Consider the following 14,801-nt stretch of genomic DNA (forward strand, 5'->3'; position numbering starts at 1 on the left):
GGGCCGGTGACGGGGGGGAGTCCGTGGCGCCCGGGCGGGCCGGCCGCGAGCGGGCCGGCGTGCAGGTAGGCGAGTCCGGGCAGGGCGAACACCAGACCGCGCAGCAGGGCGTCGCCGAGGCCGGTGTGCCAGGGCAGCGGGTCGGGGGCGGCCGGGCGGGGGTGGCGGCGGTGCTCGACGCGGGCGTACAGCTCCTCGGCGAGCGCGAAGGAGTCCTCGCGCCCGTAGGCGAGCCGGATGTGGTCGTCGTTCATGCCGTCGGCCTCGATGACCGCGGCGATCTCGTCGGGGTGGACGGCCTCGGCGGACACCTCGGCGAGGCGGACCGCGAGCCCGTCCAGCGGGTCCGCGCCCGGCATGTGCACGGCGGCGACGGGCGCGGACCGGGGCGGCGGCAGCGGGATCGCCGCCGCCCCGACGCCGGCGGCGCGGCGCGGCCACAGGGAGCCGCTCATCAGGCCGCCTCCTCGGTGACCAGGCTGCGCCACGGGTCGAAGGCGAGCAGGTCGCCCACCGGCTCCCCGGCCGTCTCGGCGGTGTCCGGGAGGCCGGGGTGCGGCCGGGGCCCGTCGTCCAGGGCGAGGTGGCGCCAGGGGTCGGTGATCCGCAGCCGACGGGTCCAGTCGTCGTCGTACGGGCCGTGGCGGAGGTCGGCCTCCGGCGCGGCCAGGCCGGCCAGTTCGAGGTAGGCGTGGCGGAAGCCGTCCACCGAGCGGGCCACGGTGAACCGGTCGACCACCCGCTGCCGGGCACGGCGGCCCAGGTCGGCGCGGCGCCCGTCGTCGCGCAGCAGGGTGAGCGCGGCCTCCGCCATCACGGCCGGCTCCCTGGGCGGGACGACCAGTCCGGCGTCGCCGACGGCCTCGCGGACCCCGCCGACGTCGGTGGAGACGGTGGCCCGGCCGCAGGACATGGCCTCGATCACGGAGAACGGGAAGCCCTCGCTGATGGAGGAGAGCATCACCAGGTGGCCGGCCCGGTAGGCGCGGGCCACGTCGCTGATCCGGCCCTCGAAGGAGACGCCGTCGGCGACGCCCCGTTCGGCGGCGAGCTTCTCCAGCGCGGTGCGGTAGTCCTCGTTGCCGTGCGGGACGGGGCCGAACAGGCGCAGCCTCGCCTCGGGGAGTTCGGCGCGGACGACGGCGTAGGCCCGGATCAGCGTCTCCAGGTCCTTGATGGGGTCGATCCGCCCGCACCAGGTGAGGGTGGGGGCGGCCGGTTCGGGTCCGGCGAGGGGGAAGGCGCGCGGGTCGACGCCGTTGTAGACGGTGCGGATGCGGTCGGCGGGCGCGCCGCCGCGCTCCTCCCAGCGCCGGTTGTACTGGTTGCAGGGGGTGATCAGGTCGGCGGTGCGGTAGCCGAGCGAGTTCAGCTCGCGGTAGAAGCCGAGCAGCAGCGCCTTGACCGGCCAGCTCATCGCCTCGGTGCGGTAGCCGAGATAGCGTTCGCGCAGGTAGATGCCGTGTTCGGTGAGGAGGAACGGCACCCCGTCGAAGTGCCGGGCCGCCAGTGCGGGCAGGGTGGCCAGGCCGCTGGAGACGGCGTGCGCGACGCTGTCGCGCGGGACGCGGGCGGCCAGCGGGCGCAGCGCGTGCTCCAGCAGGTCGACGGCGGTCAGCGCGTCGTGCAGGGTGGGCCGGGCGGCGGCGGTGCGCAGGTGCGGCCGGGTCCACACCGCGGCCAGCGAGCGCAGCGCGGCCTCCGAGCGCAGCGCCGCCGAGAGGCGGCCGCGGCGGGCGAGGCCGGCCAGGGCGTAGAGGCTCTCGGCGAAGTCCGCGCCGTCCTCGGCCGGTTCGAGCATCGACAGCCAGAAGCGCTCCAGGGTGTCGGTGAAGCGCCGCCTCTCCCGCCCGATCAGGGGCAGCGCGTGGCCCCTGGCCGGGCCCCACAGGGGGAAGACGGTGTGCCGGTAGAGGTTGGGCGGCAGGTCCCAGGCGACCGGTTCGCGGCCGCTGCCGGTGAGCGCCAGGACGTGGAAGTCGACCTCGGGCATGCCGCGCACGAGCTGGTCGCACCAGGTGCTGACACCACCGTGGACGTGCGGGTAGGTGCCTTCGGTGAGCATGGTGACGTGGCGGCCGCTGGACGGCATCGGGCGGATTCCCCCTGGTCGTACGGTCATACGGTCGTACGGGATGTGCGGGCGTGCGAAGAGGCCGCGGGCGGGTGCGTCGCCCGTGGCGGGGGGCTCCGGTACGGCCGCGGCGGCGGCCGTACCGGAGCCCGGTGGGATCGTGCGCGACCCGGCGGGTCAGCCGCGGGCGGCGGCCCGGGCCGCGCCGGCCGGCAGCGTCAGGGTGACGCCGGACTGGAGCAGGTCGGGCGAGGTCCAGTCCGAGCGGTTGCCGGCGTACGCGGTGCCGAACGCCGTGCTGCCGAGCAGCTGCCGCTTGCGGGTGCCCTCGGGCGCGGTGACCGGTGCGGCCACCCCGCTGGGAGCCTTGACGGTGACGGTGTCGCCGATGCGGTAGGCCGTCACCCTGCCCTCGGCGAGCGCCTGGTCCCAGGCGGCGCGGCGGGCGAACTCCGTACCGGCCTCGCTCTGACGGGGGTTGACGATCGGGGTGTTGTCCGCGTAGAGCGCCCGGTAGTCGGCGAGGACCTTGTCCAGCACCGGGTAGAGCAGCCGCTCCTCGGCCAGGTTGGACTGGTGGACGTAGTGCGGGCGCGGGTCGTTGGCGACGACGTGGGAGAGCGCGATCCGGGCCTCCTGCGGCACGATGTACGAGCCGTAGCCGGTGGCCGGGTCCAGCGGGTCGGCCAGGCAGGTGGAGGTGGCCGGGTTGTCCTCGCAGATGCCGCTGCCGCCGTCGGCGCGCGAGGTGTAGATCCAGTTGTACTCGTCGGTCATCTCGGCGGCGGTGCCCACGTTGTAGTAGACGTTCATCGGGTGCCGGGGCACCGTCCGCGCCGCGCCGACGTTCCGCTGGGCGGGGTCGCGGGAGTTGTCGGAGGCGATCCACCTCACCCCGTTGTCGGCGAGCGCGCCGGCCAGGTTCGGGTTGTCGGCCGGCTGCTGCGGCAGCACCTTCAGCCCGGAGTGCTCGCCGGTGACCAGCTCGGTGCGGTCCACCGCGACGCCCTTGCCCGCCGCCCAGGTGTGGTTGTCGCGGATCTGTGCGGAGATCTCGGCGCGGCTGACGTACCGGGTCGCGCCCCGGGCGTCGGTGGCGCACTTCCACGGGACCACGCCGACGTCCTGCACGCAGCCCAGGAAGGGGTGGGTGTAGGTGTGGTTGATCCAGCGGTACTGGGCGCGGTCGGCGAGCAGTTGCGCGGTCAGCGGGTCGCTGCCGCCGTTGGCCTCCTTCCACTCCTCCCCGGAGCCCGCGTTGTAGACCATGTCCATGGTGAAGCCGCTGGAGCGCTGCCAGGCCGCCGCGTACCTCGCGTCCTCGGCGGTCATCCGGATCTCCGGGACCTCCTCCTCGCCCGCGCCGCCGGCGCAGTCGATGTCGCCGGGGGTGCAGTTGCGCACGGTGTCCCAGCGGGCGTCGGGCGCGAACACGTCGTCCACGTGCACCGAGAAGTAGTTGCGGCTGCGGCCCAGGTGGACGCCGCCGGTCAGCCACTCCACGATGCCCCGGGCCAGCACCCGGAACTGCCGCTGGTGCTGGTTGTAGGCGAAGGTGACGACCAGTTCGCGCCGGCCGTCCTTCGCGTACTCGCCGACCAGGCTGGCCCGGCCGCCGCCGGGCGCCGGCAGGTCCAGGAAGCTGGTGTAGCCCTCGCGGGGCCGCCCGGCGTAGCCGTAGCTCTCGGCGACCTCCGGGGCGTTGTCCTCGAACACCACCGGCCCGTCGAGGTAGCCGAACGGGCCCGCCTTGCCGGCCGCGGTGACGTCGGTGCGCACCCCGTCCAGCACCCCGGAGAAACCGCCGTCGCTGGTGTAGTCCAGGCCGACGCCCGGGTGCGACCAGGTGTAGGCGTCCACCTGCGGGACGGCGTACGTCTTCTGGTAGGCGGTGAGCGCCGCCTGCTCGGCCGCGCTCAGGCCCCCCGGCGTCTCGCTGGGCAGCACCACGCCCTGGAACTTCGCGCGCGGCCGGCCGTCGACGGTGTCGCTGAGGAACGCCGGGGTGATGACCGGGCGGCCCTGCTCCCCCAGCCTCACCGTCCGGTACGGCACGCCGGTGCTCTTCAGTTCGGCGGCGATGGCCCCCACCGCGCCGCCGCCGTCGTCCACCACCAGCACCGTCAGGTCGATCCGCGGTACGGCCGGAGCGGCGGCGGCCGAGCCCGCCGGGACCGTCGATGCCAGCAGCGCCGCGGCCAGCAGCGCGCCCGCCGCCCTGCCGCCCGCCCGTGCCCGGCTCCGCTCCCCGCCCCGGATCCGGACTCCCCTTGACTGCATGGGTCATTCCCCCCTCGTCACGTCCTGCGGGCACGGAACGCCGCCCGGAGGATCTGTGGAGATGATGCAAAGGAGGGCGTGTGCTCCCCCTGCGATTGCTGGGAGTGTGACGCAGCTCTCAATGGTTGAGCGGGCAAACATCAGGCAGACGCCACGGACGAGTGAATTGCCGCCCCTGTGAGCGAAAGGGAGGGCGCGCGTAGGCTCGTCCCCGGCGCCGCTCGGGAGGGCGCCCGCCGGCTCGGGCGAGCCCGGCGATCCACCGGACGTGCCCGCACGGGCCGCCCGGAGGGGCCCGCGCCGGCCCGGCATACGATGCGCCGGGCACCGGTCGGCCCACCCCTCGACCCGACCAACTCAACGGAAGCGAGAAATCACCACCGTGACTGCTCTCACTCTTAAGCCCGCCGGCGCGGCGACCCAGCGCGCCGACGTACTCGTCGTCGGCGTCGCCAAGAGCCCGCAGGGCGGGAAGGGACCGGTCCTCGCACCCGGCGCGGAGGCCGTGGACCAGGCCTTCGACGGGAAGCTCGCCGACATCCTGCACACCCTGGGCGCCACCGGCGCCGAGGGCGAGACCACCAAGATCCCCTCCCCCGGCGGGCTCAAGGCCCCGGTCGTCCTCGCCGTCGGCCTGGGCGCGTCGCCCGAGAAGGACGAGGAGTTCGACCCGGAGAAGCTGCGCCGCGCGGCCGGCTCCGCGGCCCGCGCCCTGACCGGCGTCAAGACGGCCGCCTTCGCGCTGCCGATCGCCGCCACCGAGGACCTCCAGGCCGTCGCCGAGGGCGCGCTGCTCGGCGCGTACGCCTTCACCGCCTACCAGGACCGCGGCAAGGACGCCAAGGAGCCGCTGGCCGAGGTCGTGCTGCTCGGCGCCAAGCCCCGCGACAAGGCGCACAAGGCCGCCGCCCAGCGCGCCGCGGCCGTCGCCGAGGAGATCAACCGGGCCCGCGACCTGATCAACACCCCGCCCAACGACCTCACCCCCGAGGCCTTCGCCGCCATCGCCACCGCGGCCGGCAAGGAGCACGGGCTCAAGGTCCAGGTGCTGGACGAGAAGGCCCTGGCCAAGGGCGGCTACGGCGGCATCCTCGGCGTCGGCGCCGGCTCCGCCAACCCGCCCCGCCTGGTGAAGATCGCCTACACCGCCTCGAAGGGCGCCCGGCACCTCGCCCTGGTCGGCAAGGGCATCACCTACGACTCGGGCGGCATCTCGCTCAAGCCGGCCGGCCACAACGAGACCATGAAGTGCGACATGAGCGGCGCGGCCGCGGTGTTCGCGGCGGTCGTGGCCGCGGCCCGGCTCGGCCTGGAGGTCAACGTCACCGGCTGGCTGGCGCTCGCCGAGAACATGCCCTCCGGCACCGCCACCCGCCCCGGCGACGTGCTGCGCATGTACAGCGGCAAGACCGTCGAGGTGCTCAACACCGACGCCGAGGGCCGGCTCGTGCTGGCCGACGCGATCACCCGCGCCTCCGAGGAGAAGCCGGACGCCATCGTGGACGTCGCCACCCTCACCGGCGCGATGGTGCTGGCCCTGGGCAACCGGACCTTCGGCATCATGGCCAACGACGACGCCTTCCGCGCCGCCATCCACGAGATCGCCGAGGAGGTCGGCGAGCAGTCCTGGCCGATGCCGCTCCCGGCCGACCTGCGCAAGGGCATGGACTCCCCCACCGCCGACATCGCCAACATGGGCGAGCGGATGGGCGGCGGCCTGGTGGCCGGCCTGTTCCTGAAGGAGTTCGTCGGCGAGGGCATCACCTGGGCCCACCTGGACATCGCCGGACCCGCCTTCCACGAGGGCGCGCCCTACGGCTACACCCCCAAGGGCGGCACCGGCTCCTCGGTGCGCACCCTGGTCCGCCTCGCCGAGCGCACCGCGGCGGGCGAGCTGGGCTAGCCGCCCGGTGACGCGAGCGGGCGGGGCGCGGGATCCCGGAGACGGGGCCCGCACCCCGCCCGCCGCCGTCCCGGCCCGGGGCGGCCGGGGGCCTGCGCGGACACCCCCGGGACGGATTTCGCAGCTATGCGAAGATGGGTTCTCGGCAGGACAGGGCCCCCACCACAGGGCCGAAGAACTAGCGGCCGCACACCAGCCGACCGGCCGGTCATCCCCCGCGGGAAGCGGGGGACCGGCGACCGGCGCTCATGCATGGAGGACGTGACGTGGCGAACGACGCCAGCACCGTTTTCGACCTAGTGATCCTCGGCGGTGGCAGTGGCGGCTACGCCGCGGCCCTGCGGGGTGCGCAGCTTGGCCTGGACGTCGCACTCATCGAGAAGAACAAGCTGGGTGGCACCTGCCTGCACAACGGCTGCATCCCCACCAAGGCCCTGCTGCACGCCGGCGAGATCGCCGACCAGGCGCGTGAGGCCGAGCAGTTCGGCGTGAAGGCCGCTTTCGAGGGCATCGACATCAAGGGCGTCCACAAGTACAAGGACGACGTGATCGCCGGCCTGTACAAGGGCTTGCAGGGCCTGGTCGCCTCCCGCAAGGTGACGTACATCGAGGGCGAGGGCCGGCTGTCCTCGCCGACCTCCGTGGACGTCGGCGGGCAGCGCGTCGAGGGCCGCCACGTGCTGCTGGCCACCGGCTCCGTGCCGAAGTCCCTGCCGGGCCTGGAGATCGACGGCAACCGGATCATCTCCTCCGACCACGCCCTGACCCTGGACCGCGTGCCGGAGTCCGCGATCATCCTGGGCGGCGGCGTGATCGGCGTCGAGTTCGCCTCGGCGTGGAAGTCCTTCGGCACCGACGTGACGGTCATCGAGGGCCTGAAGCACCTCGTCCCGGTGGAGGACGAGAACAGCTCGAAGCTTCTTGAGCGCGCCTTCCGCAAGCGCGGCATCAAGTTCAACCTGGGCACCTTCTTCCAGGGCGCCGAGTACACCGACAACGGTGTGAAGGTGACCCTGGCCGACGGCAAGACCTTCGAGGCCGAGGTGCTGCTGGTCGCCATCGGCCGCGGACCGGTCTCGCAGGGGCTGGGTTACGAGGAGCAGGGCGTCGCGATGGACCGGGGCTACGTCCTGGTCGACGAGTACATGCGCACGAACGTGGAGACGATCTCCGCGGTGGGCGACCTGGTGCCGACGCTCCAGCTCGCGCACGTCGGCTTCGCCGAGGGCATCCTGGTGGCCGAGCGGCTGGCCGGCCTGAAGACCGTGCCGGTCGACTACGACGGCGTGCCGCGGGTGACGTACTGCCACCCCGAGGTCGCCTCCGTCGGCATCACCGAGGCCAAGGCCAAGGAGATCTACGGCGCGGACAAGGTCGTCGCCCTGAAGTACAACCTGGCGGGCAACGGCAAGAGCAAGATCCTGAAGACCGCCGGCGAGATCAAGCTGGTCCAGGTGAAGGACGGGGCCGTGGTCGGCGTCCACATGGTCGGTGACCGCATGGGCGAGCAGGTCGGCGAGGCGCAGCTCATCTACAACTGGGAGGCGCTGCCGGCGGAGGTCGCGCAGCTCGTCCACGCCCACCCGACGCAGAACGAGGCCCTGGGCGAGGCGCACCTGGCGCTGGCCGGCAAGCCCCTGCACTCGCACGACTGACCCTCGGGGCCCGGGGCACTCCCATGGGGTGCGGCCCTCGGGCGCGACGACCACTTTCCGCAAGATTTCGTAAGGAGCAACCGAAACCATGTCGGTTTCCGTAACCCTGCCTGCGCTCGGCGAGAGCGTCACCGAGGGCACCGTCACCCGCTGGCTGAAGGCCGAGGGCGAGCGCGTCGAGGCGGACGAGCCGCTGCTGGAGGTGTCGACCGACAAGGTCGACACCGAGATCCCGGCGCCCGCGTCGGGCGTGCTGTCCTCCATCAAGGTCGCCGAGGACGAGACCGTCGAGGTCGGCGCCGAGCTGGCCGTCATCGACGACGGCACCGGCGGCGGCGCCGCCGAGGAGGCCCCGCAGCAGGAGGCCCCGAAGCAGGAGGCCCCCGCCGAGCAGGCCCCGGCCCAGGAGGCCCCGCAGCCGCAGGCCGCCGCGCCGTCCACCGAGTCCGAGCAGCCCGCTCCGGCCCCGTCCGCCGAGGCCGCCTCGGGCGGCGGCAGCGCCGAGGGCACCGACGTGGTGCTGCCCGCCCTGGGCGAGTCGGTCACCGAGGGCACCGTCACCCGCTGGCTGAAGGAGGTCGGCGAGGAGGTCGCGGAGGACGAGCCGCTGCTGGAGGTCTCGACCGACAAGGTCGACACCGAGATCCCCGCCCCGGCCGCCGGCGTCCTGCTGGAGATCGTGGTGGGCGAGGACGAGACCGCCGAGGTCGGCGCGAAGCTCGCCGTCATCGGCGCGCCGGGCGCCGCCCCCCGGCAGGAGGCCGCCCCGCAGCCCGAGGCCCCCAGGCAGGAGGAGGCCCCCAAGCAGGAGGCCCCGAAGCAGGAGGCCGCCCCGGCCCCCGCGCCGGCCCAGGAGGCCCCGAAGCAGGAGGCGCCGAAGCAGGAGGCCCCGGCTCCGGCGCAGCCCGCGCCCGCGGCCCAGGCGCCCGCCCCGGCGGCCGCCCCGCAGCCCGCCGAGGACGGCGCCTACGTCACCCCGCTGGTGCGCAAGCTGGCGGCGGAGAACGGCGTGGACCTGTCCTCGGTGAAGGGCAGCGGCGTCGGCGGCCGGATCCGCAAGCAGGACGTCGTCGCCGCCGCCGAGGCCGCCAAGGCCCCCGCCCCGGCCGCCCAGGCCGCGGCCCCGGCCGCGCAGGCGCCGAAGCAGGAGGCGTCCCCGCTGCGCGGCCAGACGGTCAAGATGACCCGGATGCGCAAGGTCATCGGCGACAACATGATGAAGGCCCTGCACTCGCAGGCGCAGCTCACCACCGTCGTCGAGGTGGACATCACCAAGCTGATGAAGCTGCGCGGCCGGGCGAAGGACGCGTTCGCCGCCCGCGAGGGCGTCAAGCTCTCCCCGATGCCGTTCTTCGTCAAGGCGGCGGCCCAGGCGCTGAAGGCCCACCCGGTCGTCAACGCCCGGATCAACGAGGACGAGGGCACGATCACGTACTTCGACTCGGAGAACATCGGCATCGCCGTGGACTCCGAGAAGGGCCTGATGACCCCGGTCATCAAGCACGCCGGCGACCTCAACATCGCGGGCATCTCGAAGGCCACCGCCGAGCTGGCGGGCAAGGTCCGCGGCAACAAGATCACCCCGGACGAGCTGTCCGGCGCGACCTTCACCATCAGCAACACCGGCTCGCGCGGCGCGCTGTTCGACACGGTCATCGTGCCGCCGAACCAGGTCGCCATCCTGGGCATCGGCGCGACGGTCAAGCGCCCGGCGGTCATCGAGACCGCCGAGGGCACCGTGATCGGCGTGCGCGACATGACCTACCTGGCGCTCTCCTACGACCACCGCCTGGTGGACGGCGCCGACGCGGCCCGCTACCTGACGGCCGTCAAGGCGATCCTGGAGGCCGGCGAGTTCGAGAACGACCTGGGCCTGTGAGGCCCCGGCCGACCGGCCGCCTGTAAGCAGGCTCACCAGCGGCGCCCCCGCCCGGACCACCTCCGGGCGGGGGCGCCGCCGTATTGTCTAGAGGTCGGCACTCCGCAGCCCCGTCAGCCCCCGTCCTCAGGAGCCCCCCATGACCGCGCCCGTCGTCCACTCGCTCCGCGAGCAGATCCGCGAGCACATCGTGGAGGGCATTGTCAGCGGCCGGTGGAAGCCGGGCGAGCGGATCGTGGAGCGCCGGATCGCCACCGAGCTGGAGGTCAGCCAGACGCCGGTGCGCGAGGCGCTGCGCGAGCTGGAGAGCCTGCGGCTGATCGAGTCCGCGCCCAACAAGGGCGTGCGGGTGCGCAACCTGACGGCGGCGGACCTGGAGGAGAGCTACCCGGTGCGGGCCGGTCTGGAGCAGATCGCGGCGGAGCTGGCGGCGCAGACGCTGGCCGAGGACTGCTCGGCGCTGGAGCCGCACGTCGCGGCGCTGTACGACGCGGACGCCCGGGCCGACGGCACGGCGCAGGTGCGGCACACCGTGGGCTTCCACCGCGAGCTGGTGCGGGCGGCCCGCAACGGCGTGCTGCTGCACACCTGGGAGGGGCTGGGCATCGAGGTGTTCACCGCGTTGTCGATCCGGTGGCTGGGCACCGTGCAGAAGTCGTACGCCGAGGAGCACCAGGAGCTGGTCGAGGCCTTCCGCCGCCGCGACCCCGCCATCGGCGCCCTGGTGAAGGCGCACGTCCTCGGCTGCGCCCCCCGCGCCTGACGCCGGGTCCCGACCACCCCGAGCCAGGTCCCCGTACCGCCGCTCATCGGCGGCGCCGGGCGCTCAGCCGTACCGCCGCAACCGCTCTCACCTGCGAAAACCAGGCACGCAGTGCCCGCTTTCCTGGCACCCGATGCCGACTTTTGCCCTCTGCATAAGATTTTCCCGTACACCCTTTGATCGATCATCGATCACAGTCGTACAGTCGTCCGCGGACTTCAACAGAGGTCCCCTCGCCCTGTCCTGCCAAGACCAAGGGCTCCACCCCTTCGACTCCGGAAGGCGGCGACTATGACCGACCCCACCCGCATCCAGCCGAGCGAGCTCGACCAGCTTCCGGACCGCGACCCCGAGGAGACCGCCGAATGGCAGGCCTCCCTCGACGCCGTCGCCAAGGCCGCCGGGCCGCACCGCGCCGCGTATCTGATGCGCCGCACGCTGGAGCGCGCCGAGGGGGCCGGCCTGGCGCTGCCCAAGCTGCTGGAGACGGACTACGTCAACACCATCCCCACCGCCGCCGAGGCCGGCTACGGCTTCGACGGCGACGAACAGCTGGAAGCCCGGATCACCGCCTGGAACCGCTGGAACGCGGCCGCCATGGTGACCCGCGGCGCCAAGCACGGGGTCGGCGGCCACATCGCCACCTTCGCCTCCGCCGCCTGGCTCTACGAGACCGGCTTCAACCACTTCTTCCGCGGCAAGGAGGACGACGGCAGCGGCGACCAGCTCTTCATCCAGGGCCACGCCTCGCCCGGCATCTACGCCCGCGCCTTCCTGGACGGCCGGCTCTCCGAGGCCCACCTGGACAACTTCCGCCAGGAGGCCGCCGGCCACGGCCTGCCGTCCTACCCGCACCCGCGCCGGCTGCCCTGGCTGTGGGAGTTCCCCACCGTCTCGATGGGCCTCGGCCCGCTGTCGGCGATCTACCAGGCGCGGTTCAACCGCTACCTGACCAACCGCTCCATCAAGGACGTCTCGAACTCGCACGTCTGGGCGTTCCTCGGCGACGGCGAGATGGACGAGCCGGAGTCGACCGCCGCCCTGGCGCTCGCCGCCCGCGAGGGCCTGGACAACCTGACCTTCGTCATCAACTGCAACCTCCAGCGCCTGGACGGCCCGGTCCGCGCCAACTTCAAGATCGTGCAGGAGCTGGAGGCCCAGTTCCGCGGCGCCGGCTGGAACGTCGTGAAGTCGCTGTGGGGCACCGCCTGGGACGAGCTGTTCCAGCTCGACACCACCGGCGCCCTGGTCCGCCGGCTCCGCGAGGTCCCGGACGCGCAGATCCAGACGTACCAGACCCGCGACGCCGCCTACATCCGCGAGGACTTCTTCGGCAAGGAGCCGGCTCTGGTCGAGCTGGCGAAGCTGCTGAGCGACGACAAGATCCTGGAGTGCTTCCACACCTCCCGCGGCGGCCACGAGTCCCGCAAGGTGTACGCGGCGTACAAGGCGGCCCTCGCTCACAAGGGCGCGCCGACGGTGATCCTGGCCCAGACGGTCAAGGGCTTCACCCTCGGCGAGGGCTTCGCGTCCAAGAACGCCAACCACCAGATGAAGAAGCTGACGGTGGACGAGTTCCAGCGGATGCGCGACCTGCTGGGCCTGCCGATCGCCGACTCGGCCTTCGAGGACGGCCAGGTGCCCTACGGCCACCCCGGCGCCGACTCCCCCGAGGTCCGCTACCTCGCCGAGCGCCGCGCCGCCCTCGGCGGCCCCGCCCCGGCCCGCCGGGTGCACCCGGCGGCCGCGCTGCCGGCCGCCGCGGACAAGACGTTCGCCGCCTTCGACAAGGGCTCCGGCTCCCAGTCGGTCGCCACCACGATGGCGTTCGTCCGGCTGATGAAGGACCTGATCCGCGACAAGCAGACCGGGAAGCGCTGGGTGCCGATCGTCCCGGACGAGGCGCGCACCTTCGGCATGGAGTCGCTGTTCCCCTCGCTCGGCATCTACTCGCCGAAGGGCCAGACGTACGAGCCGGTCGACCGCGACCAGCTCATGTACTACCGCGAGGCCAAGGACGGCCAGATCCTCAACGAGGGCATCACCGAGGCCGGCTCGATGGCCGACTTCATCGCCGCGTCCACCGCGTACGCGACGCACGGCGAGCCGATGATCCCGTTCTACATCTTCTACTCGATGTTCGGCTGGCAGCGCACGGCCGACCAGATGTGGCAGCTCGGCGACCAGCTGGGCCGCGGCTTCCTGGTCGGCGCGACCGCCGGCCGCACCACCCTCACCGGTGAGGGCCTCCAGCACGCCGACGGCCACTCCCCGGTCATCGCCGCCACCAACCCGGCGGCGCTGACCTACGACCCGGCGTTCGCCTACGAGGTCGCGGTCATCGTCAAGGAGGGTCTGCGCCGGATGTACGGCGAGGCCGCCCCGGACGAGGACCAGAACGTCTTCTACTACCTGACGGTCTACAACGAGCCCATGCCGCAGCCGGCCAAGCCGGCGGGCGTGGACGAGGGGATCGTCAAGGGCCTGTACCGCTTCAAGGAGGGGACGGGCGGGAGCGCCGAGGCCCCGCGCATCCAGCTGCTGTCCTCCGGCACCGCCATCCACTGGGCGCTGAGGGCCCAGGAGATGCTGGCCGCCGAGTGGAACGTCACCGCCGACGTGTGGTCCGCGACCTCCTGGTCCGAGCTGCGGCGCGACGCCCTGGAGGCCGACGCGGCGCTGCTGCGCGGCGAGGAGCGGGTGCCCTACGTACGCCAGGCGCTGGCGGACGCCCCCGGCCCGGTGCTGGCGGTCACCGACTACATGCGCCAGGTGCCGGACCAGATCGCCCAGTGGGTGGAGCAGGACTGGTCCTCGCTCGGCGCGGACGGCTTCGGCCTGTCCGACACCCGCGAGGCGGCCCGCCGCCACTTCGGGGTGGACGCCGAGTCGGTCGTGGTGGCCGCGCTGGCCCAGCTGGCCCGCCGCGGCGAGGTCCCGGCCTCGGTCGTCAAGGACGCCCGGGAGCGCTACGGCCTGTAGGCAGGTCCTCCGTTCGACGTGCTGCGGGGCCCCGGACGCCGTCCGGGGCCCCGCGGGCGCGCGCACCCCCGTCGCGCTGTCAGTGGGCTCGCGCATGATGGGGTCCATGCGTGCCGCCCGACTGATCAAGATGGTGCTGCTGCTCCAGTCGCGCCCCGCGATGACCGGCGCCGAGCTGGCCCGGGAGCTGGAGGTCTCCGAGCGCACGGTCGCCCGGGACGCGCTGGCGCTGTCGGAGGCCGGGGTCCCGGTGTACGCGGACCGGGGCCGGGCCGGCGGGTACCGGCTGGTGGGCGGTTACCGCACCCGGCTGACCGGGCTGGCCCGCGGCGAGGCGGAGGCGCTGTTCCTGTCCGGGGTGCCGGGCGCGCTGCGCGAGATGGGGCTGGACGACGCCGCTTCGGCGGCCCGGCTGAAGGTGTCTGCGGCGCTGCTGCCCGCGCTGCGGGACGCCCCCGACACCGCGGCCCGGCGCTTCCACCTGGACGCCCCCGGCTGGTACCAGGCCCCCTCCGCCCCGCCGCTGCTGCCGGCGCTGGCCGAAGCGGTCTGGGACGACCGGACGGTGCGGGTCCGCTACCGCCGGCGGGACGGCGACGAGGTGACCCGCACCCTGGCCCCGTACGGCCTGGTGCTGAAGGCGGGCACCTGGTACGTCTGCGCCCGCGCGGAGACGTCGCTGCGGGTGTACCGGGTGGACCGGTTCACCGCGGTGGAGGCGGGCGGGGAGCCGTTCGCGCGCGAGGAGGGCTTCGACCTGCCGGCGTTCTGGGCGGAGCGCGCGGCGGAGTTCGCCCGCTCGATCCTGCGGACCGAGGTGGTGCTGCGGCTCACCGAGGAGGGCGTACGGGTGCTGCCGCACGCCGCCGACCGGGCGGCCGCCGGCGAGGCGCTGGCGGCCGCCGGCCCGCCCGGCCCGGACGGCCGCACCGAAGTGACGCTGCGGATGGAGTCGCCGGAGGTGGCGTACGCGCAACTGCTGGCCCTCGGCCCGGAGGCGGAGGTGGTCGGGCCGCCCGGGCTGCGCGCCCGGTTCGCCGACGCGGCGGCCCGGGCGGCCCGGCTGTACGGGGGTTGAGGGCCGGTCGCCGTACGCAGGCCCCGACCGGGTGTCGCCGCGGCCCGGACCCGCCCCCGAACGGGCCCGGACCACGGCGGTCGCGGGGCGGGGGCGGCTAGCGGTAGTCCTCGGCGGGCGGGGGCGTGGCGTCGCGCATCGCCAGGAGGGAGCCCCAGGGGTCCGGCCGGGGGGCGGCGGCGTCGGG

Annotated in this window: 8 protein-coding genes and 1 pseudogene; 6 read left to right on the forward strand and 3 right to left on the reverse strand. The window is 73.8% G+C overall.

All coding sequences use genetic code 11. From position 1 onward, the window contains the following. The 3 genes and pseudogenes from C6N75_RS17440 to C6N75_RS17450 all read right to left on the reverse strand — a co-directional run. Positions 1–455: pseudogene (locus C6N75_RS17440) on the reverse strand (hypothetical protein); the annotation flags it as partial. Further along, entirely contained in the window at positions 455–2,092 is a 1,638-nt protein-coding gene (pelF, locus tag C6N75_RS17445) for a GT4 family glycosyltransferase PelF (RefSeq protein WP_105869832.1), read from the reverse strand. The pseudogene C6N75_RS17440 and the gene pelF, both read right to left, overlap by 1 nt. 159 nt (positions 2,093–2,251) lie before the next feature. Next, positions 2,252–4,354, reverse strand: coding sequence for a hypothetical protein (locus C6N75_RS17450; protein ID WP_258177469.1), 2,103 nt, complete (start codon positions 4,352–4,354; stop codon positions 2,252–2,254). Positions 4,355–4,736: 382 nt separating this feature from the next. Between C6N75_RS17450 and C6N75_RS17455 the strand changes: the two genes are divergently transcribed. The 6 genes from C6N75_RS17455 (at position 4,737) to C6N75_RS17480 (ending at position 14,614) form a co-directional block, all read left to right on the forward strand. Continuing rightward, positions 4,737–6,257: a leucyl aminopeptidase gene (locus C6N75_RS17455; RefSeq protein ID WP_105869833.1), complete on the forward strand. Its 1,521-nt coding sequence runs from the start codon at positions 4,737–4,739 to the stop codon at positions 6,255–6,257. 266 nt (positions 6,258–6,523) lie between these two features. Next, on the forward strand, positions 6,524–7,912 hold the full coding sequence (gene lpdA / locus C6N75_RS17460) for a dihydrolipoyl dehydrogenase (RefSeq protein WP_105869834.1): 1,389 nt from the start codon (positions 6,524–6,526) through the stop codon (positions 7,910–7,912). Between the two features lie 88 nt (positions 7,913–8,000). Continuing rightward, the gene (gene sucB / locus C6N75_RS17465; protein WP_105869835.1) at positions 8,001–9,791 is read left to right on the forward strand and encodes a 2-oxoglutarate dehydrogenase, E2 component, dihydrolipoamide succinyltransferase; all 1,791 of its coding nucleotides are present in this window, start codon (positions 8,001–8,003) and stop codon (positions 9,789–9,791) included. A gap of 139 nt (positions 9,792–9,930) precedes the next feature. After that, positions 9,931–10,554 (forward strand): GntR family transcriptional regulator, encoded by a 624-nt coding sequence (locus tag C6N75_RS17470; protein WP_105869836.1) that lies wholly within the window; start codon positions 9,931–9,933, stop codon positions 10,552–10,554. Positions 10,555–10,845: 291 nt separating this feature from the next. Next, positions 10,846–13,536, forward strand: coding sequence for a pyruvate dehydrogenase (acetyl-transferring), homodimeric type (aceE, locus tag C6N75_RS17475; protein ID WP_105869837.1), 2,691 nt, complete (start codon positions 10,846–10,848; stop codon positions 13,534–13,536). A 106-nt stretch (positions 13,537–13,642) separates the two neighbouring features. Further along, the gene (locus tag C6N75_RS17480; RefSeq protein ID WP_105869838.1) at positions 13,643–14,614 is read left to right on the forward strand and encodes a helix-turn-helix transcriptional regulator; all 972 of its coding nucleotides are present in this window, start codon (positions 13,643–13,645) and stop codon (positions 14,612–14,614) included. The last annotated feature ends 187 nt before the right edge of the window (positions 14,615–14,801 follow it).

This window comes from Streptomyces solincola (assembly GCF_002982015.1).
GTDB classification, from domain to species: Bacteria; Actinomycetota; Actinomycetes; order Streptomycetales; family Streptomycetaceae; genus Streptomyces; species Streptomyces solincola.

What these genes read in the sequence shown, in the direction of transcription:
- C6N75_RS17470 (WP_105869836.1), top strand. Translation starts at nt 9,931, where the DNA reads ATGACCGCGCCCGTCGTCCACTCGCTCCGCGAGCAGATCCGCGAGCAC.
- C6N75_RS17480 (WP_105869838.1), top strand. Translation starts at nt 13,643, where the DNA reads ATGCGTGCCGCCCGACTGATCAAGATGGTGCTGCTGCTCCAGTCGCGC.
- pelF (WP_105869832.1), bottom strand. Translation starts at nt 2,092, where the DNA reads ATGCCGTCCAGCGGCCGCCACGTCACCATGCTCACCGAAGGCACCTAC.
- C6N75_RS17450 (WP_258177469.1), bottom strand. Translation starts at nt 4,354, where the DNA reads ATGCAGTCAAGGGGAGTCCGGATCCGGGGCGGGGAGCGGAGCCGGGCA.
- sucB (WP_105869835.1), top strand. Translation starts at nt 8,001, where the DNA reads ATGTCGGTTTCCGTAACCCTGCCTGCGCTCGGCGAGAGCGTCACCGAG.
- aceE (WP_105869837.1), top strand. Translation starts at nt 10,846, where the DNA reads ATGACCGACCCCACCCGCATCCAGCCGAGCGAGCTCGACCAGCTTCCG.